Source organism: Isoptericola sp. NPDC019693 (assembly GCF_044389085.1).
Lineage (GTDB): Bacteria > Actinomycetota > Actinomycetes > Actinomycetales > Cellulomonadaceae > Isoptericola.
Window position 1 is genome coordinate 824,781 of sequence record NZ_JBIRXP010000002.1, and the last position, 19,263, is coordinate 844,043.

General features: G+C 73.8%; 14 protein-coding genes. 7 read left to right on the forward strand and 7 right to left on the reverse strand.

Annotation, left to right across the window (positions count from 1 at the left end):
• Window positions 1–135: 135 nt before the first annotated feature.
• The 3 genes from ACH436_RS09070 to ACH436_RS09080 form a co-directional block, all read right to left on the reverse strand.
• Entirely contained in the window at window positions 136–3,915 is a 3,780-nt protein-coding gene (locus ACH436_RS09070; protein ID WP_430559863.1) for a multifunctional oxoglutarate decarboxylase/oxoglutarate dehydrogenase thiamine pyrophosphate-binding subunit/dihydrolipoyllysine-residue succinyltransferase subunit, read from the reverse strand.
• A gap of 341 nt (window positions 3,916–4,256) precedes the next feature.
• The gene (locus tag ACH436_RS09075) at window positions 4,257–5,393 is read right to left on the reverse strand and encodes an ATP-binding protein (RefSeq protein ID WP_430559864.1); all 1,137 of its coding nucleotides are present in this window, start codon (window positions 5,391–5,393) and stop codon (window positions 4,257–4,259) included.
• Window positions 5,393–6,130 (reverse strand): response regulator transcription factor, encoded by a 738-nt coding sequence (locus ACH436_RS09080; protein WP_430559865.1) that lies wholly within the window; start codon window positions 6,128–6,130, stop codon window positions 5,393–5,395. The genes ACH436_RS09075 and ACH436_RS09080 overlap by 1 nt, the downstream gene beginning before the upstream one ends.
• Window positions 6,131–6,368: 238 nt before the next feature.
• On the opposite strand from ACH436_RS09080, the gene ACH436_RS09085 reads away from it, so the two are divergent.
• From ACH436_RS09085 to ACH436_RS09095, 3 genes are all read left to right on the forward strand, one after another.
• Window positions 6,369–7,742 (forward strand): hemolysin family protein, encoded by a 1,374-nt coding sequence (locus ACH436_RS09085; protein WP_430559866.1) that lies wholly within the window; start codon window positions 6,369–6,371, stop codon window positions 7,740–7,742.
• Window positions 7,739–8,776, forward strand: coding sequence for a hemolysin family protein (locus ACH436_RS09090; protein WP_430559867.1), 1,038 nt, complete (start codon window positions 7,739–7,741; stop codon window positions 8,774–8,776). Before ACH436_RS09085 ends, ACH436_RS09090 begins: the two co-directional genes overlap by 4 nt.
• Before the next feature lie 246 nt (window positions 8,777–9,022).
• A complete protein-coding gene (locus ACH436_RS09095; protein ID WP_430559868.1) occupies window positions 9,023–9,877 on the forward strand; it encodes a D-alanyl-D-alanine carboxypeptidase family protein in 855 nt (284 codons plus the stop codon).
• Between the two features lie 243 nt (window positions 9,878–10,120).
• Here ACH436_RS09095 and ACH436_RS09100 read toward each other — a convergent pair whose 3' ends face one another.
• The gene (locus ACH436_RS09100; RefSeq protein ID WP_430559869.1) at window positions 10,121–10,747 is read right to left on the reverse strand and encodes a CYTH domain-containing protein; all 627 of its coding nucleotides are present in this window, start codon (window positions 10,745–10,747) and stop codon (window positions 10,121–10,123) included.
• Between the two features lie 69 nt (window positions 10,748–10,816).
• On the opposite strand from ACH436_RS09100, the gene ACH436_RS09105 reads away from it, so the two are divergent.
• The 3 genes from ACH436_RS09105 to ACH436_RS09115 are packed head-to-tail and all read left to right on the forward strand — an operon-like array spanning window position 10,817 to window position 13,553.
• The gene (locus ACH436_RS09105) at window positions 10,817–11,452 is read left to right on the forward strand and encodes a TetR/AcrR family transcriptional regulator (RefSeq protein ID WP_430559870.1); all 636 of its coding nucleotides are present in this window, start codon (window positions 10,817–10,819) and stop codon (window positions 11,450–11,452) included.
• Window positions 11,449–11,949, forward strand: a complete 501-nt coding sequence (locus ACH436_RS09110) for a PH domain-containing protein (RefSeq protein WP_430559871.1) — start codon at window positions 11,449–11,451, stop codon at window positions 11,947–11,949. The genes ACH436_RS09105 and ACH436_RS09110 overlap by 4 nt, the downstream gene beginning before the upstream one ends.
• On the forward strand, window positions 11,946–13,553 hold the full coding sequence (locus ACH436_RS09115) for a PH domain-containing protein (protein ID WP_430559872.1): 1,608 nt from the start codon (window positions 11,946–11,948) through the stop codon (window positions 13,551–13,553). Before ACH436_RS09110 ends, ACH436_RS09115 begins: the two co-directional genes overlap by 4 nt.
• Here the strand turns inward: ACH436_RS09115 and ACH436_RS09120 are convergent.
• The 3 genes from ACH436_RS09120 to ACH436_RS09130 are packed head-to-tail and all read right to left on the reverse strand — an operon-like array spanning window position 13,492 to window position 17,129.
• Window positions 13,492–14,661: a bifunctional 2-methylcitrate synthase/citrate synthase gene (locus tag ACH436_RS09120; protein WP_430559873.1), complete on the reverse strand. Its 1,170-nt coding sequence runs from the start codon at window positions 14,659–14,661 to the stop codon at window positions 13,492–13,494. The genes ACH436_RS09115 and ACH436_RS09120 overlap by 62 nt on opposite strands.
• A gap of 28 nt (window positions 14,662–14,689) precedes the next feature.
• Entirely contained in the window at window positions 14,690–15,601 is a 912-nt protein-coding gene (gene prpB / locus ACH436_RS09125; RefSeq protein ID WP_430559874.1) for a methylisocitrate lyase, read from the reverse strand.
• Between the two features lie 10 nt (window positions 15,602–15,611).
• On the reverse strand, window positions 15,612–17,129 hold the full coding sequence (locus tag ACH436_RS09130; RefSeq protein WP_430559875.1) for an MmgE/PrpD family protein: 1,518 nt from the start codon (window positions 17,127–17,129) through the stop codon (window positions 15,612–15,614).
• Window positions 17,130–17,524: 395 nt separating this feature from the next.
• On the opposite strand from ACH436_RS09130, the gene ACH436_RS09135 reads away from it, so the two are divergent.
• Window positions 17,525–19,027: an MFS transporter gene (locus ACH436_RS09135; RefSeq protein ID WP_430559876.1), complete on the forward strand. Its 1,503-nt coding sequence runs from the start codon at window positions 17,525–17,527 to the stop codon at window positions 19,025–19,027.
• Window positions 19,028–19,263: the final 236 nt, after the last annotated feature.

Genomic DNA, 19,263 nt, shown 5'->3' on the forward strand with positions numbered 1-19,263 from the left:
CCGCCCCCGCCGTCCCCCCGCGGCCCGGGCGGTGTTGTTCCCACCCGCGCGGTGTGTGGCGGCGGGGGGGCCCCCCCCGGGGGGGCCCCCCCCCCTCCCCACTACCTCGGCGAGTGTCGAACTACCTCGGCAGGGTCAGCGGTCGAAGGCCTGGGCGAGCAGGACCTCCTGCTGCTCCTTGTGCCGCTTGGCCGTGCCGGCGGCCGTCGACGCGGACGCCGGGCGGGACGCCACGCGCACGCGGGGCAGGTCCTCCGGCAGGGCCAGGTGCAGGAACGACCAGGCGCCCTGGTTCTCCGGCTCGTCCTGGACCCACACGACGTCGGCGCCCGGGTACTGCGCCAGCTGCGCGCGGACCTGCTCCTCCGGGAACGGGTACAGCTGCTCCAGGCGGACGATGGCCGTCCGGGTGTCCTGGCGCTTGCTGCGCTCGGCGAGGAGGTCGTAGTACAGGCGGCCGGTGCACAGCAGCACGCGGTCGACCTGCGCCGCGTCCACCGTCGTGTCCGGCAGCACCGGCTCGAAGGTGCCCGTGGTGAAGTCCTCGACGCTGGAGGCCGCCGCCTTGAGCCGCAGCAGCTGCTTCGGCGTGAAGACGACCAGCGGGCGGCGCGGGCGGGCGTACGCCTGCCGGCGCAGCAGGTGGAAGTACGACGCCGGCGTGGACGGCTGCGCCACGGTCATGTTGTTCTCGGCCGCGAGCTGGAGGAAGCGCTCGATGCGGGCGGACGAGTGGTCCGGGCCCTGGCCCTCGTAGCCGTGCGGCAGCAGCATGACCAGCGACGAGTGCTGGCCCCACTTCTGCTCGGCGGACGAGATGAACTCGTCGATGACGGTCTGGGCACCGTTGACGAAGTCGCCGAACTGCGCCTCCCAGAGCACGAGGGCGTCCGGGCGCTCGACGGAGTAGCCGTACTCGAACCCGAGGGCGGCGTACTCGCTGAGCGAGGAGTCGTACACCCAGAACTTCGCCTGGTCGCCCGACAGGTACAGCAGCGGCGTCCACTCGGCGCCCGTGTTGCGGTCGTGCAGCACGGCGTGGCGCTGGACGAAGGTGCCGCGGCGGGAGTCCTGCCCGGCGAGGCGCACCGGGGTGCCCTCCATGAGCAGCGACCCGAAGGCGACCAGCTCGCCGAAGCCCCAGTCGATGCCGCCCTCCTTCGCCATGAGCTGCCGCTTCTGCAGCATCTGGGCGAGCTTCGGGTGGACCGTGAAACCCTCGGGGGCGGACACCTGCACGGCGCCCACGCGCTCGAGCACGGCGTGCGGGACGGCCGTCTGCCAGCCGACCATGTCGCCGGCGCCCTCGCGCTGCGCCTCCGGGCGCTCCAGGCCGAGGATCTCGTCCTCGCCGTCGGGCGCGCTGGCCTTGCCGGCCGACTTGGTCTCGGTGAAGACCCGCTCGAGCTGCGCCTGGTAGTCCTGGAGCGCCTGCTCGGCCTCTTCGACCGTGATGTCGCCACGCGCCACGAGGTTCTTCGTGTACAGCTTGCGCACCGACTGCTTGGCCTCGATGAGGTTGTACATCAGCGGCTGCGTCATCGACGGGTCGTCGCCCTCGTTGTGGCCGCGGCGGCGGTAGCAGACCATGTCGATGATGACGTCGCGGTCGAACTGCTCGCGGTAGGCGAAGGCCAGCTCGGCCACGCGCACGCAGGCCTCGGGGTCGTCACCGTTCACGTGGAAGACGGGGATCTGGTAACCCTTGGCGACGTCGGTCGCGTAGGTGGTGGAGCGCGACGACGAAGGCCCGGTGGTGAAGCCCACCTGGTTGTTGATGATCACGTGGATCGTGCCGCCGGTGCGGTACCCGCGCAGCTGGGCGAGGTTGAGGACCTCGGGCACCACGCCCTGGCCCGCGAACGCCGCGTCGCCGTGCAGCAGGATCGGCAGCACGGAGAACCCGTCGCCGCCCAGGTCGATGCGGTCCTGCTTGGCGCGCACGATGCCCTCGAGCACCGGGTCGACCGCCTCGAGGTGCGACGGGTTCGCCGCCAGGTACACCTTCGTGGTGGCGCCGGACTCGGCCGTGAACACGCCCTCGGTGCCGAGGTGGTACTTCACGTCGCCCGAGCCCTGCACGCTCTTCGGGTCGAGCTGGCCCTCGAACTCCTTGAAGATCTGGCCGTAGCTCTTGCCCGCGATGTTCGCCAGCACGTTGAGGCGGCCGCGGTGCGCCATGCCGATGCCGACCTCGTCGAGCCCGCCCTCGGCGGCGCGCGACAGGATCGCGTCGAGCAGCGGGATGACCGACTCGCCGCCCTCGAGCGAGAACCGCTTCTGGCCGACGTACTTGGTCTGCAGGAAGGTCTCGAACGCCTCGGCGGAGTTCAGGCGGCGCAGGATGCGCAGCTGGTCCTCGCGCGGGGTGCGGGCGTAGCCCGATTCGAGCCGCTCCTGGAGCCACTTACGCTGGGCCGGGTCGGCGATGTGCATGTACTCGACGCCGATGGTGCGGCAGTACGAGTCGCGCAGCAGGCCGAGGATGTCCCGCAGCGTGTCCTTGGTCCTGCCGCCGAAGCCGCCCGTGGGGAACGTGCGGTCCAGGTCCCACAGCGTCATGCCGTGGTTCTGGATGTCCAGGTCGGGGTGCTTGCGCTGACGGTAGGCGAGCGGGTCGGTCTCCGCCATGAGGTGGCCGCGCGAGCGGTAGGAGTGGATGAGCTCCGCGATCCGGGCCGGCTTCGCGGCCTCGACATCGGCGTCCACCGTGTTGTCGCGCACCCAGCGCACGGGCTCGTACGGCACCCGCAGGGCCGCGAACACGCGGTCGTAGAAGCCGTCCAGGCCGAGCAGCTTGCTCGCGAGCACCTTGAGGAACTCGCCGGACTGCGCGCCCTGGATGATGCGGTGGTCGTAGGTCGACGTGATCGTCATGACCTTCGAGATGCCCATGCGGGCGAGCTGCTCCTCGGACGCGCCCGCGAACTCCGCGGGGTAGTCCATCGCGCCGACGCCGATGATCGTGCCCTGGCCGGCCATGAGCCGCGGCACCGAGTGCACGGTGCCGATGCCGCCCGGGTTGGTCAGCGAGATCGTGGTGCCGGCGAAGTCGTCCATGCCGAGCTTGCCGCCGCGCGCCTTGCGCACGAGGTCCTCGTACGCGGCCCAGAAGCCGGCGAAGTCGAGCTCCTCGGCCTTCTTGACGCTGGGAACCAGCAGCTGGCGCGAGCCGTCCGGCTTGGCGAGGTCGATCGCGAGGCCGAAGCCGACGTGGGCGGGCTGCACCACGTGCGGCTTGCCGTCGATGCTCTCGTAGTGCGCGTTCATCACCGGCATGTCGGACAGCGCCTCGACGAGCGCGAACCCGATGAGGTGGGTGAACGAGATCTTGCCGCCGCGCCCGCGCGCGAGGTGGTTGTTGATGACGATGCGGTTGTCCACCATGAGCTTGGCGGGCACGGCGCGCACCGACGTCGCCGTCGGGACCTCGATCGAGGCCTCCATGTTGGTGACGACGCGCGCGGCGGGGCCGCGCAGCTTCTGCACGTCGTCGGTGGCCTCGTCCTCCGTGGACTTCGGCGAGGACTTCGCGACCTCGGCGTAGGGCGCGGTCGCGGGCAGGGCCTCGGCGACCGGGCGGACGGCGCTCACCTCGGGGTCCGCGGGGACCGGGGCCGGCTTCGCGGCCCGCCGCTCCGACTTCGCGGTCTCGGCGGCGGCGGTGCCCGACCGGGAGCCCTGGGCCGCCGGGGGCGGGGTCTGGGGCTGCGCGGGGGCCGCAGGCGCCGCGGCCGGCTGGGCCGGTGCCGCGGGCTGTGCCGGTGCCGCGTCCGCCGCGCCGCCGTTGCTCTCACCCGGCTCGTAGTCGGCGAAGAAGTCCCACCACGCGGGGTCCACCGCGTTCTTGTCCTTCAGGTACTGCTCGTAGAGCTCGTCGACGAGCCATTCGTTGGCTCCGAACGCGCTCGCCACGCTGATCGACTCTGACCCGTCCTTCGGGGACACCACGCGCGGATCGCCCACTTTCACACAGTTGCAACTCTTCGACCGGAAATGCGCCCGGCAGCGCCGGTGCGCAGGTCCAGCCTACGTCCTTCGACGCGTCCTCCCGGGGAGGGTCAGCGGCGTCAGACGGCCGCTCCGGGGCTCGTGACGCGGCATCGTGACCGTCCGGTAATGCGGTGGGCAACGACTGATCGGGTCGACCCGATGACTCCGTGTTCCGACGTCATGTCCGCACCACGCGCGCCGTCCTGTGACGGGCGAGTGTGACCAACGTCACCACGCACCGGCGTGCCGGCGCGGCGCGGGGTTCAGTCGGACGGCTCGGTCGTGACGCCGGGGGCGGGCCGGGCCTGGGCGGGGAGCGTCACGCGCATCGTCGCCCCCCGGTCGGTGTCGGCGACCTCCACGTGCCCGCCGTGCAGGTCGACCGCCCAGCGGACGATCGCGAGGCCGATGCCGGTGCCGCCGCTGGCCATGCCGGAGGGCGGGGCGGCGTGGGGCCGGCCGGCGGCCGCGCCGCTCGCGAACCGCTCGAAGATGCGGCCGCGGTCCTCGGGCGCGATGCCGGGGCCCTCGTCGCTCACCTCGAGCACGATCTCGTCGTCCACCGGATAGGCGTCGAGCCGCACCGTGCCGCCGTGCGGCGAGTGCCGGATCGCGTTCTGGAGCAGGTTGGTGACCACCTGGCGCAGCCGCTCGACGTCGGCCTCGAGCGCCAGGTCCGGCGGGGTGACGTCCACGACGTAGCTCAGGCCCTTGGCGGCGTCGACCATGGACATCGCCTGCGCGGACTCCTCGAGGAAGTCGCCCACCGAGAACTCGCTGAGCACGAGGGCGGACGCGCCGGCCTCGACCCGCGACAGGTCGAGCAGGTACGTGACGAGGCGGGTGAGCCGCTCCGTCTGCTCCAGGGACAGCTCGAGGGCCGACGGCGTGGGCTCGGTGACGCCGTCGACCATGTTCTCGAGCTGCGCCTGCAGCGCGGCGACGGGCGTGCGCAGCTCGTGCGACACGTTCGCGATGAGCTCGCGCCGCACGCGGTCGGAGGCGTCGAGGTCGGCCGCCATGACGTTGAAGGCCTCGGCGAGCTGGCCCACCTCGTCGCGGCTCGTCGCACGCACGCGGATCGAGTAGTCCCCGGCCGCCATCGCCTGCACGGCCGCGGTCATGTCGCGCAGCGGCGACGTCATCCCGCGCGCGAGCAGCTGCACGACCACCAGCGACAGGAAGATCGCCAGCGGGAGGGTGCGGGTGGGGCCGAGCTCGTTCTGCAGGCCGAACCACGTGATGAGCACGGCGAACGTGACCGTCGCCACCACCAGCACGCCCAGCTTGGTCTTCAGGGAGCGCAGGGGGTCGAGCGGGCGCACGTCGGGCAGCAGGTGGTGCTCCTTGCGCCGCGGCGCGGCGGGGGCGGGCCCGTCGTCGCCGGGGGCGGGATCCATCAGGCCTCCGGCGGCTCGAACGCGTACCCGACGCCGTGCACGGTGCGGATGAGGTCCGGACCGAGCTTGCGGCGCAGCGCCTTGATGTGGGAGTCGACGGTGCGGGTGCCGCTGGCGTCCGCCCAGTCCCACACCTCGGCGAGGAGGCGCTCGCGCGTCTGGACGGTCTTGGGCGAGCTCGCGAGCATGACCAGCAGCTCGAACTCCGTCGGCGTCAGGTGGACCTCGTCGCCGGCGCGGTGCACGCGGCGCTGCGCCCGGTCGATCGTCACGTCGCCCATGACCATCGGCGGGTCGGCGGGGGTCGTGACCGCCGCCTGCTGCGCGCGCTCCACGCGGCGCAGCAGCGCCTTGACGCGCGCCACGAGCTCGCGCATGGAGAACGGCTTGGTCATGTAGTCGTCGGCGCCGACCCCGAGCCCGACCAGCATGTCGGTCTCGTCGTCGCGCGCGGTGAGCATGAGGATCGGGATCGGGTTCTCCGCCTGGATGCGGCGGGTGACCTCGAGGCCGTCGATGCCCGGCAGCATCACGTCCAGCACGATCGCGTCAGGGTGCAGGCGGGAGGCGGCGTCGACGCCGGCGAGGCCGTCGCGCGCCACCTCGACCCGCCAGCCCTCGGCGGACAGGCGCTGCGCGATGGCGGCGGCGATCGCGGGCTCGTCCTCGACGACGAGCACGGTGGCGTTCTGCTGGCCCGAGGTGCCCGGGGTGCTCGGAGGGGTCGCGGTGGTCATGGTGCCATCTTGCACCGGCATCCTGGGGGAGCGCTGAGTACACGCTGTCCGGGGGCGACGGCGGATCTTCATGACGCGGGCGCGACGCCGGCGGGGCGCCGACCGGCGCTGCCGTGGACACGGCTCGCCCGTCGGCGTCGTCCCGATAACATCGGAGCACGATGGACGAGAGTCGATATCGCGCGCGGCCGACCGCGCCGTCCCGCCGCCCGCCGCGCCGCACCGGGGGGAGCCGCCCGTGCTAGGCGACGTCCTCATGATCGTGCTGGGCGTGGTCCTCACCGCCGGCACCGCCGTGTTCGTCGCCAGCGAGTTCTCGCTCGTCACCCTCGACCCGGCCGTCCTCGGGGGCGACGACGAGGAGGGCGACAGTCCGCCGCCCGGCGGCGACACGGCGAGACGCCCGTCCGACCGACGGGACCGCGCCGTCCGCGCCGGGCTCAAGCACCTGTCCACGGAGCTCAGCTCCGCCCAGGTGGGCATCACCATCACGACGATCCTGCTGGGCTACACCGCCCAGCCGGCGCTGCTGTCGCTGTTCTCCGAGGCGTTTGCGGCGACGGCGCTGGGCCGCGGCGTCGCCGGCGTGCTGGCGGGCGTCCTCGCGCTCGTCGTCGTCAACGCGTTCTCGATGCTCTTCGGCGAGCTGATCCCCAAGAACTTCGCGCTCTCCGCCCCGCACGCGACGGCCCGCCTGGTGGTCCCGGTGCAACGGGTGTTCACCATGGTCTTCCGGCCGCTGATCACGGTGCTGAACGGCTCCGCCAACGCCCTGCTGCGGCGGGTCGGTGTCGAGCCGCGCGAGGAGCTGTCCGGCGCACGGTCGTCCTCCGAGCTGCTGTCGCTCGTGCGCCGCTCGGCGCAGGAGGGCACGCTCGACCAGTCCGTCGCGACCCTGCTGGCCAACTCCCTCGAGCTCGACGAGCTCTCCGCGCGCGACGTCATGACCGACCGCATGCGGATGGCCGTCGTGGAGCGCGACACCACGGCCGCCGAGGTCGTGAACCTCGCTCGGCGCACGGGCCACTCCCGGTTCCCGGTCATCGGCGAGGACCGCGACGACGTCGTCGGCCTCGTGCACCTGCGCCGCGCCGTCGGGGTGCCCCACGACCGCCGCGGCGAGGTGCCGGCGGCCGCCCTCATGGTCGACGCGCCCCGGGTGCCGGAGACCGTCCGGCTCGGGCCGCTGCTCGTCGAGCTGCGCGGCCTCGGGCTGCAGATGGCCGTCGTCGTCGACGAGTACGGCGGCACGTCGGGCATCGTCACGCTGGAGGACGTCGTGGAGGAGCTCGTCGGCGACGTCGCCGACGAGCACGACCCGCGCCGCGCCGGCGTCGTGCGCGGCGCCGACGGGTCGTGGGTCGTGCCCGGCGTGCTGCGGCCCGACGAGCTGGAGGAGCGCACCGGCCTCGTGGCGCCCGAAGGGCCGGCCTACGAGACGCTCGGCGGCCTGGTCATGGCGGTGCTGGGGAGGGTGCCCGAGGTGGGTGACACGGTCGAGACCGGCGGGGTGCTGCTCCGGGTGGAGGCGATGGACGCGCGGCGCGTCGAGCGGCTGCGGGTCCTCGCCGCCGACCCGGCCGAGCCCGGGCGCGGGGAGGCGGGCCGATGAGCACCGGGACCGCTCTGCTGGTCGGCGTGCTGCTGCTCGCCGGCAACGCGTTCTTCGTCGGCGCCGAGTTCGCCGTCATCTCCGCGCGCCGCAGCGCCATCGAGCCGCGGGCCGAGGCCGGCGACCGGCGCGCGCGCACCGCCCTGTGGGCGATGGAGCACGTGTCCCTCATGCTGGCGTGCGCGCAGCTCGGGGTCACCGTGTGCTCCACCGGCCTGGGCATCGTCGCCGAGCCCGCGCTCGCGCACCTGCTCGAGGTGCCGTTCGCGGCCCTCGGGGTCCCGGAGGCCCTGCTGCACCCGGTGTCGCTCGTCCTCGCGCTGGCGATCGTCGTGTACCTGCACGTGGTGCTCGGCGAGATGGTGCCCAAGAACCTCGCCGTCGCCGGGCCGGAGACGGCCGCGCTGTGGTTCGCGCCGCCGCTGGTGCTGCTGGGCCGCGCGGTGCGCCCGGTCATCGCGGCCCTCAACTGGGTCGCGAACCACGCCGTCCGGCTCGCGGGCGTGGAGCCGAAGGACGAGGTCGCCTCCGCCTTCACGGCCCAGGAGGTGCAGTCGATCGTCGAGCACTCGCAGGCCGAGGGCGTGCTGCGCGACGAGCAGGGCCTGCTCGCCGGGGCCATCGAGTTCTCCTCGCGCACGGCGGGCGACGTCATGGTGGCCGTGGACCGGCTGGTCACCGTCGGCTCCCGCACCACGCCCGACGACGTCGAGCACCTCGTGGCCCGCACCGGCTTCAGCCGGTTCCCCGTGCGGGGGGACGACGACGCCCTGCGCGGCTACCTGCACCTCAAGGACGTCCTGTACGCCTCGAACGGCGACCGGTTCGACCCGGTGCCGGCGTGGCGCGTGCGGGCGCTCGCGTCCGTGCGGCCGGCCGACGAGGTCGAGGACGCGCTGCGCGCCATGCAGCGCTCGGGTGCCCACCTGGCGCGCGTCGAGGGCCCGGACGGCGTCCTCGGTGTCGTGTTCCTCGAGGACATCCTCGAGGAGCTCGTGGGCGAGGTGCGCGACGCCATGCAGCGGCGGCCCTGACCACGTCGTCCCACCTCGGGCGCGCCCTCGGTGAGCAGCGTGGACACCCTTCCACGACGCGGGTCCGCGGGAGCCGTCCCGCCGGCGGTGGACCGGGACTTGGCGGGGGAGCCCGACCCCGTTATGGTTCCGTGACGGATCGCCTCGCGCGGCCGCGTGCAGGCCACGCGGCACCGGGCGGTCCGTGTTCGGTCCGAGGACCTGGGCGACCACGGAGGCCGCCCGGGGCACGAGCGCGGAGGTGCCGTGGAGGCGACGTCGCAGGGTGACGCAGCCGCGCCGCGCTCCCGTCGCGAGATCCGGGAGGCCGAGCTCGCGCGGGCCGGCAAGAAGCCCCGCACCCGGCCGGTGGCCGCCCGGAACGACCGCTCCACCCGCCGCCACGCCGCGCCCGCCGGGCACGCCTGGGTCACCCGGCTGACCGTGCTCGGCTCGCTCGCCGCCGCCACCATCGCCGCACCCCTCGTCACCGACGACCAGGCGCACGGCGGCACCCCGTTCGACCTCGACACCCAGCCTGCGGGGCCCTCCACCCTGGCCCTGCTCGAGCAGGGCGTCGACACCCCCCGCACCTCGCAGGGCATCGCCGCGGCTCCCCGGGACGTCCGCGTCGAGGCGTCGGCCGCCAGCCGCGGCACCGAGCGCAGCCCGCTCCCCGGGTGCGACGCGGAGGCGACCATCGAGGGCGGGAACGGCACCCTGGCCGACCACTCCCTCTGCGACATCTGGCAGCCCGGGGAGAAGCTGCGGGCCGACGCCGCCGTCGCCCTCAGCGCGCTCAACGAGGCCTTCCGGGTCCGGTTCGGCCGCGACCTGTGCCTCGTCGACAGCTACCGCTCCATCTCCTCCCAGTACGCCGTCAAGGCCAGCCGCGGTCATCTCGCCGCGACGCCCGGCACGTCCATGCACGGGTGGGGGCTCGCCATCGACCTGTGCGGCGACGAGTACCGCTCCAGCGAGGTCTACGGCTGGCTGTGGGAGAACGGGCCCGCGTACGGGTGGGAGAACCCGCCGTGGGCGCAGCGGGGCGGCATCGGGAACTACGAGCCCTGGCACTTCGAGTACAAGCCCGGCGTCGTGGAGATCACGACCTGGCACTGAGCTGCTCGTGCTCGCTTGCTCGGCGCCGCGGGAGGTGCAGGATCCTTCGCGCGGTCGCGTTCACGCGCCCCAGGGGGCGCTCCACTTCGGGAGGGATACGACCGCGCGAAGGATCCTGCACCTCCCGCTCTCCTGATCCCTCGCCCTCGGTGCCCCACGAGGCTTGGTGACGCCTCGAACCTGCCGTGCGGGTGCGGCCGGCGATCCCGGCCGACGCGCGGTGGCCGGGCGCGACGGGCTGCGTCAGGTGGTGATCGTGGAGTTGCCGCCGAAGTCGTCGCGGAAGCGGGGGCCCTGGGCGGCGAGCTCCTGGGCGTAGGCGGCGGACCAGCCCCGGAAGGGGTCGACGGCGAGCGACTCGTTGGAGAAGCGGCGGTCGTCGGTGAGCTCGGTGACGCAGAAGTCGGGGATCTGGAGGTCCGTGACCGGGCCCGAGCGCTCGCACTCGGCGACGACGAGCGGGGCGTTGGCACCGCCGAAGACGTCGATCGACCAGCCGTCCGCGCCCAGCCAGGCCGCGTAGCGCGTCTTGATGACCTGCGCGCCGCCCCGGCGCACCAGCTCCGCGCCGACCTTCGGGTCCAGCTGGCGCTCCGCCTCGTAACGGGTGCCTCCCACCGACGGGCCCTTGACGGTCACGGCGGCGAAGTCGACGCGCGAACGGTAGAGCTCGAGGACGTCACGGGCGTCGCTGTCGGGGCCGAGCCGTGCCTCCACACCCGTGGCCTGCACGCGCACGCGCAGCGCGTAGCCGCCGTCCGACAGGAAGTAGGACTGGACGATCAGGGCGGGCGCGTCGCGCAGCGCGTCCGGCAGCTCCCGGACGAAGAACCGGCGCTCGAACTCGAAGTCGGAGTAGTCCGTCGACATGACGTCGAGCCTAGCGGCGTCGGCGGCCGTGCGAGCACCGAGACTGACCGGTCGTGCTAAATTTTGACCATGCGGTCAAACCCGGACGCCGGCCCGTCCTTCATCCAGCGGGCGCGCCGCGAGCAGATCATCCGCGCGACCGTCGAGACCGTCGCGGAGACCGGCCTCGAGCGCGCCTCGCTGGCGAGGATCGCCGGGCGGCTGGGCATCGCGAAGGGGAGCATCGTCTATCACTTCGAAGGGCGTGACCAGCTCGTCGCCGCAGCCCTCGACGACGTCTACGCCCGGATCGCCGCCGCCGTCACGGAGCGTCTCTCCGACGCGGCGTCCCCGCGGGACGCGGTGCGCCGTTACATCACCGCGCTGGTCGACCACCTCGACGCCCATCGCTCCGAGGCCCGCCTGATCTCTGACGCGTTCGGGCGGGTCGGCGGGCCCGACGACGCGAGCAGCCAGGTCGAGAGCCGATGGCGTGCGCTCGCCGATCTCGTCCGCGCCGCCCTCGCGCAGCGGCCCGCCGGTGACTCCCCGGCGCCGGACGCGGAGGTGCTCGCGATCAGCGTGAGCGGCGCCGTCGACGCTCTCGTGGGCCAGGCGCTGCGCGACCCTTCGTTCGACCTGTCCGGGGCGGGCGAGACCCTCGCGGGCTACGTGGACCAGCTCCTCGACCCGGGCGCCGTCGCCGGCACGACGGGGACGCCGTGAGCGTGGCGGCCGGGGTGAGCCTGCGTCCCCCGCGCCACCGGTACGGGGCGCGGGTGGTGCACTGGTGGCGGAGCCGGTTGCTGCTCGTCACCGCGGCGGTGCTCGTGCCCCTGGTGGTGCTCGGCGCGGCGATCTCCCCGGCGCGCGCCTGGCTCCTCGGCGGCGCCGGCGTCGTGGCCCTCGCCGGCGGGGTGACGGCCGTCCTCCTGCCGGTGTGGTGGCACCGGGTCCACCGCTGGGAGGTGACCGAGGACGCGGTCTACACCCGTACCGGCTACGTCTGGCAGAGCTGGCGGATCGTGCCGATGTCCCGGATCCAGACGGTGGACACCACGAGGGGGCCCGTGCAGCGGGTCTTCGGCCTCGCCACGGTACGGGTCACCACGGCCTCGGCAGCCGGCGACGTGACCATCGCCGGGTTGCACCACCACGAGGCGGAGGCCGTGGCGCACGAGCTCGCCCGCCGGACCGACGCCACCCCTGCGGACGCCACATGACCCGCGGCCCCGACACGAGGCCGGCGCCCTGGCAGACGCTCGACCGCGGCACCGTGAAGGTGACCGCTCTCCTGCTCGCAGCAGCCGCGGCGCTCGGCGGGGTGCCCACCGTGATCGCACTCGCGTCCGCCGGGTCGCTCGGCACCGCTCTCGCGTGGGTGGTGCCCTGTGCTCTCCTGCTGGTCGGCGGGGGAACCCTCGCGGACGACCTCCGGTGGCGAAGGACGCGGTTCCGGGTCCTCCCGGACGCCGTCGAGGTGCGTTCGGGCGTCCTGGTCGCGCGGCGTCGCCGGGTAGCGCGGAGCCGGATCCGCACCGTCGACCTGCACGCGCACCCGCTCCTGCGCGCGTTCGGGCTGGTGCGGGTCAGCGTCGGGAGCGGAGAGCGTGGCGCGCGCGGCGCGGACGGCGGGACCCTCGTCCTCGACCCCGTCGGCCGGCTCGTCGGCGAGGAGCTGCGGGCGACGCTGCTCGAGGGCGCCACGCACGACGGACGCTCCGCGGAGCGCGTCGCCACGTGGCGCCCCGGCTGGGTCAGGTTCGCGCCGGCCTCGGTCGCGACGGGGATCTTCGCGGCGGTCGTCGTCGCGCAGACGTTCCAGCTCTCCGACTGGTTCGGGCGGGGAAGCCTGCCGATCGAGGTCGTGGCGGGCCTCGCCGCCCGCCACGGACCATGGCCGGTCGCCATCGTCGGTGCGCTGCTGGTGCTGGTCGTCTCGTCCGCGCTGGCCGTCGGGCTCTGTGTCGAGCTGTGGTGGCGCTACCGGCTGGAGCTGGCCCGGGACCACACCGTGCGGGTCGAGCGGGGTCTGCTGACCCGGCGGTCGCTGACCCTGGAGGAGCGGAGGGTCCGGGGGCTGGACCTCGTCGAGCCGCTCGGCGCCCGGCTGGCGGGTGCGGCGCGGGTCGACGTGGTCGCCACGGGGCTCGACCCCGAGACGGCGAAGAGCGCCGACACCTCGACGCTGCTGCCGGCGGCACCGAGGACGATCGCCGTCGGCGTGGTCGAGCGGCTCGGCGGAGAGCCGTTCCCGTCGCTCGCCCCCCACCCTGCCGGCGCCCTCGCCCGGAGGATGCGCTGGGGGCTGTCGGTGGGGCTCGCGCTCGCGCTCGGCTGGTGCGCCCTGATGTCGCAGGTCCCGATGGCCACGCCCTGGGTCGTCACCACCGCGCTGGCGACGGTCGCGGCGATCGGGGCCCTCGCCGTCTGGGCGTGGGATGCCGCGCGCAGCCTCGGCCACACCTTGACCGACGGCCACCTCGTGGTGCGCCGGGGGAGCGTCCGCCGCTCCACGGTGCTGCTGCGGCGCGAGGGCATCGTGGGCTGGCGCGTACGCCAGTCGGTCTTCCAGCGCCGCGCCGGGCTCGCCACCCTGGTGGCCGTGAGCGCCGGGGGCCGAGGTCGTTACCCCGTCGTCGACGGCGACGAGCACGAGCTTCTCGCCGTCGCCGCCGCCGCCGTCCCAGGCCTGGTGACCCCGTTCCTCGCCGGAGGCGCGAGCCCGGGTCCCGACCCCCGGGGAACCGGCGCCCCCGCCGGGGTCACGACGACGCGGGCACCTCGCGGCGCTCCGGTCCCACGTACGCCGACAGCGGGCGGATGAGCGCGTTGGCGGCCTGCTGCTCCATGATGTGCGCGGTCCACCCGGTGACGCGGGCCGCGACGAACAGCGGCGTGAACGTGGCCGTGTCGAAACCCATGAGGTGGTAGGCGGGGCCGGACGGGTAGTCCAGGTTGGGGTAGATGCCCTTGCGGCTGACGAACTCGGCCTCGAGCGCGTCGTAGAGGGCGGCCAGGTCGGGGCGGTCGTAGTGGGCGACCAGGGTGTCGAGCGCCGCCTTCATGGTGGGGACCCGTGAGTCCCCGTGCTTGTAGACGCGGTGCCCGAAGCCCATGATCTTGCGCTTCTGCGCGAGCGCCTCGTCGAGCCACGCGGAGGCACGCTCGGCCGTGCCGATCTCCGCGAGCGTCTCCATCACCGCCTCGTTCGCGCCGCCGTGCAGCGGCCCCTTGAGCGCCGCGATCGCGCCCACGACGGCCGAGTGCAGGTCGCTGAGCGTGGACGTGATGACGCGCGCCGTGAACGTGGAGGCGTTGAACGAGTGCTCGGCGTACAGGATCATCGACCGGTTGAACGCGTCGACGACCACGGGGTCGGGCTCGACCTCGAACGTCGTCCACAGGAAGTTCGCGGAGAAGTCCAGGTCGTCGCGCGGGGCCACCGGCTCCAGCCCCTGGCGGCGGCGCTGCCCGTACGCGACGACGGCCGGCAGGGCCGCGAACAGCCGCACGCTGCGCTCGAGGTTGACGCCGGGGTCGGCGGCCGCCTCCAGGGCCGTGAGGCCCGCGGCCTCGCGCGCGCCGATGACGCTCACCGCCGTGCGCACCTCGTCCATCGGGTGCGCGGTGAGGGGCAGCAGGTCGATCGCTGCCCGCACGTCGTCGGCGAGCGGGCGGTGCTCCCGCTCCGTCGCGCGCAGCGTGTCCAGCTCGTCGTCGGTGGGCAGCTCGCCGTGCCACAGCAGCCAGGCGACCGCCTCGAACGGCCGGGTCGCCGCCAGGTCCTGGACGGGGTACCCGCGGTACAGCAGGGAGTTGGTCTCGGGGTCCACCTTGGAGACGGCGGTCACGTCGGCGACCACCCCCGCCAGGCCGCGTCGGACCTCCGGCTCCTGGGCCTGCCGGGGCGTCGGGTCGCTGTGCTCGGTCATCGGGTGCTCCTTCGCTGCGATGCGGCCGTCAGCCGTGCAGGTTGTCGTCCAGGCTGAAGTCGAAGACGCCGGTGTCGAACGCCGAGTAGGCGGCGTAGTCGAGCAGCTCGTAGAGCCGGGCGCGGATCTGCATGTGCTCGACCTGGCCCGCCAGGGACCCCTCCGCCCGCAGGGCGTCGAGCCCGCGCTCGGCCGCCCCCATCGCGAGGCGCAGCAACGAGACCGGGTAGATGACGAGGGCCACGCCCGCGTCGGCGAGCTGCGTCCTCGTGAACAGCTCGGACTTGCCGAACTCGGTCATGTTGGCGAGCACGGGGACGTCGACGGCGCTCGCGACGGCCTCGAACTCCGCCAGGTCCCGCATCGCCTCGGGGAAGATCGCGTCGGCGCCGGCGTCGACGAGCGCCTTGGCACGGTCGACGGCGGTCGCGAGGCCCGCCACGGCGCGCACGTCGGTGCGGGCCATGACCAGCAGGTTCTCGTCGCGCCGCGCGGCGACCGCCGCGCGCACGCGCTGCAGCGCCGTCGGCTCGTCCACGACCTGCTTGCCGTCGAGGTGCCCGCAGCGCTTGGGGTTCACCTGGTCCTCGACGTGCAGGCCCGCGACGCCCGCGTCCTCTAGCGCCTGCACCGTCCGCGCCATGTTCATCGCCTCGCCGAAGCCCGTGTCGGCGTCCACGAGGGTGGGCAGGTCGGTCATGCGGGCGATCTGCCCCGCGCGTGTCGCGACCTCGGTGAGCGTCGTCAGCCCGACGTCGGGCAGACCCAGGTCGGCGGCAACGACCGCGCCCGAGACGTAGACACCGTCGAAGCCCTTGTCCTGGATCAGCCGCGCGGCGAGCGGGTTGAACGCGCCCGGCAGCTCCAGCAGCTCGCCCGAGCGCAGGCGCTCGCGGAACGCGGCGCGCTTGGCGGCGGGGGTGGTGGTCGAGTAGAGCACGGTCGCCTCCTCAGAAGATGCCGCGCGCGACGGGGTGGGCCGCCAGCGGGTCGGAGAGCGGGGTGACGGTCAGACCGGAGAGCTCGTCGGCGGTGAGCTCCGGCAGGCGCTGCGCGACGTCGAGGAAGCGCTCGACCTCCTCGTCGGCCAGCACCCCGGCCGCCAGGGTGCGGAACTTCGCCACGTACTGCTCGCGCGCGAAGGGCCGCGCCCCGAGCGGGTGCGCGTCGGCGACGGCGATCTCCTCCACGACCCGCGAGCCGTCCGCGAGCTCGATCTCCACGCGGCCGCCGAACGACTTCTCGTCCGGGTCGCTCGAGTGGTAGCGCCGCGTCCACTCGGCGTCCTCGGCGGTGGTGACCTTGCGCCACAGCTCCACCGTGTCCGGGCGGGCGGCCCGCTCGGGGGAGTAGCTGCCGACGTGGTCCCAGGCGCCGTCCTGCAGCGCGACCGTGAAGATGTAGGGGATCGAGTGGTCCAGGGTCTCCCGGCTCGCCGTGGGGTCGTACTTCTGCGGGTCGCCCGAGCCCGAGCCGATGACGTAGTGCGTGTGGTGGCTCGTGTGCAGCACGACGCCGACGACGTTCGACGGGTCGCGCAGCTCGGGCCGCTCGGTGCCGAGACGGCGGGCGAGGTCGATCCACGCCTGCGCCTGGTACTCGGCCGAGTGCTCCTTGGTGTACGTGTCGAGGATGGCGCGGCGCGCCTCGCCGGCGGCCGGCAGGGGCACCGTGTAGCGGGCGTCGGGGCCGTCGAGCAGCCAGGCGATCACGCCGTCCTCGCCCTCGTAGATCGGGCTGGGGGAGGTCTGACCGCGCATCGCGCGGTCCGCCGCCTCGACCGCCATCTTCCCGGCGAACGCGGGGGCGTGCGCCTTCCACGTGGAGATCTCGCCCTTGCGCGACTGCCGCGTCGCCGTCGTCGTGTGCAGGGCCTGGCCGACCGCCTGGTAGACGGTCTCCGCAGGCAGGCCCAGCAGCGTGCCGATGCCCGCCGCGGCCGACGGGCCCAGGTGGGCCACGTGGTCGATCTTGTGCGCGTGCAGGCTGATGCCCTTGACGAGGTCCACCTGGATCTCGTAACCGGTGACGATCCCGCGCAGCAGCTCCGCGCCCGTGCGCCCCAGGTGCTGGGCGACGGCGAGCAGGGGCGGGATGTTGTCGCCCGGGTGCGAGTACTCGGCCGCGAGGAACGTGTCGTGGTAGTCCAGCTCGCGCACGGCGACGCCGTTCGCCCAGGCCGCCCACTCCGGGCTCGTGCGCTCGGGGGAGCCGAAGACCGTCGAGCCCGCCCCGCCGCGCGAGACCGGGTGCGCCTCCGCCTGCGTGCGGGCCGCGAGGATCGGCCCACGGCCCAGCGACGCGGTCGCCACGGCAGCGTTGTCGATGACCCGGTTGATCACCATGTCGGTGACCTCCGGCGTCGGTTCGAGCTGCTCGGCGGCCACCTCCGCGATCTTCCATGCGAGCTGCTCCTCGCGCGGCAGCGGTTCGTCGGAACGGTAGACGCGGACCTCGTGGTCGATCATGCGGGGTGTCCTCCGGTGTGCGGGCGCCGTTGCCGCCCGTGACCGGGCTGCTTGCGAGAACGTAACGCCCGGCGCGCGCGGGGTCCAGCGAGCGTGTGCCGTCGCACACCGTCGCGACGGCTGGTCGGCGGGGCTCGGAGCACGCCCGTGGGGCCCTGTGGCGGGCTTCACGAACGGCGTGCCAAGGAACGGTGTCGTCGCAGGTGGCGGGGTGGGGCGCCGGGTCCATGAGCGACCATGGTTGCCCTGACGAACTTGCTTCCCGGTCAAGGATCGGTAACGTGGTCGCCCATGTTCGGGCTCGGCCCCGCTCTCGCAGCGGGTGCCGGCTCCCTGTCACGGGCCGGGCCGCCGCGTCACACCGCGTGCCGCAGCCCCGGCCACGGAAGGAAGACATGACCGCCGTACTCCCTCAGGAACCGACCGGCACCACCCCCGAGGACGCGCCCGCAGCCCGGGCCGCCCGCCGCAGGCTGCGCGTCTCCGACGTCACCGTCGTCGACAACTCCATGCTCAAGAAGACGATCGGCGGCACGGCCGTCGGCAACCTCATGGAGTGGTACGACGTCGGCATCTACGGCTACCTGGCCGTGACGATGGGTGCCGTGTTCCTGCCGCAGGCGTCGTCCGGCGTGCAGATCCTCTTCTCCCTCGGGGTGTTCGCCGCCACGTACGTCGCCCGCCCGCTGGGCGGGATCGTCTGCGGCCGCATCGGCGACAAGGTCGGCCGCCAGAAGGTGCTCGCCTTCACGCTGGTGATGATGGCGGCCTCCACGTTCCTCATCGGGCTCCTGCCGACCTACGGCGTGATCGGCGTCGCGGCCCCGCTGCTGCTCGTGCTCCTCAAGGTGGTGCAGGGCTTCTCCACCGGCGGTGAGTACGCCGGCGTCACGACCTTCGTCGCCGAGCACGCCCCCGACCGCCGCCGCGGCTGGGCGGCGTCGTTCCTCGACTTCGGCAGCTACCTGGGCTTCGCCCTCGGTGCCGTCGTCGTGACGGTGCTGCAGGTGACGCTCGGCCAGCAGGCGATGCTCGACGGCGGGTGGCGCATCCCGTTCCTCATCGCGGGCCCCATCGGCGCCTTCGCCGTGTGGTTCCGGCTGAAGATCGAGGAGTCGCCGGCGTTCCAGGCGCAGCAGGTCGCGGCCGAGGCCGCGAAGACCCACGGCGCCGACGTCCCCGCGCCCACCGAGGTCACGCTGCGCTCGCAGTGGCGCCCGCTCGCCGTCGCCATGGTGCTCGTCGCAGTGGCCAACACGGCCGGCTACGCGCTCACCAGCTACATGCCGACGTACCTCACCGACACCCTCGGCTACGAGGCGACCTCGGGCACCCTGCTGACCGTGCCCGTGCTCGTGGCGCTCGCGGTGATGATCCTCGTCGCCGGCCCGATCAGCGACCGCGTCGGCCGTCGCCCGCTGCTGTGGTTCGGCGCCGGGTCGCTCGCGGTCCTCGCCGTGCCGGCGTTCCTCTTCCTCGCGATGGGGCACGTGTGGTCCACGCTCCTCGGCCTGCTGCTGATGGCGGTCCCCGTGGCGTGCATGGTCGGCGTGCAGGCCGCGACCCTGCCGGCGATGTTCCCCACCGCGGTGCGCTACCGCTCGATGGGCCTGGCGTACAACGTCGCGTTGGCGGTCTTCGGCGGTACGACGCCGCTCATCGTGGAGTCGCTCACGCAGGCCACCGGCTCGAGCATGGCCCCGGCCTACTACCTGATGGGCTTCGCGCTCGTCGGCGCGGTCGCCGTCGGCTTCGTCAAGGAGAGCGCGGGCAAGCCGCTGCCGGGCTCGATGCCGTCGGTCGACACCGACGCCGAGGCCAAGGCGCTCGTGCGGACGCAGGAGAAGAACCCGGACCTCGACCTCGACGCGATGCCGGGTCTCGTCCCCGCCCACTGAGGCGCCGGGCCGAGTCCGACGCAGCGATCGGTCGCCGTCCCACCGCGGGACGGCGACCGATCGCTACGTCAAGGCCGAGAGGGTCGAGGGGGAACGAGAAGCGGGGGGGGGGGGGGGGCGGGGGCGGGGGGGGGGGGGGGGGGCCGGCGGGGGGGGGCCCCCCCCCCCGGGGGGCCGGGGGTGGGGTGGGAGGGCCGGCCGCCGCGGGGTGGGGCGGCCCGGGTGGCCGCCGGGCC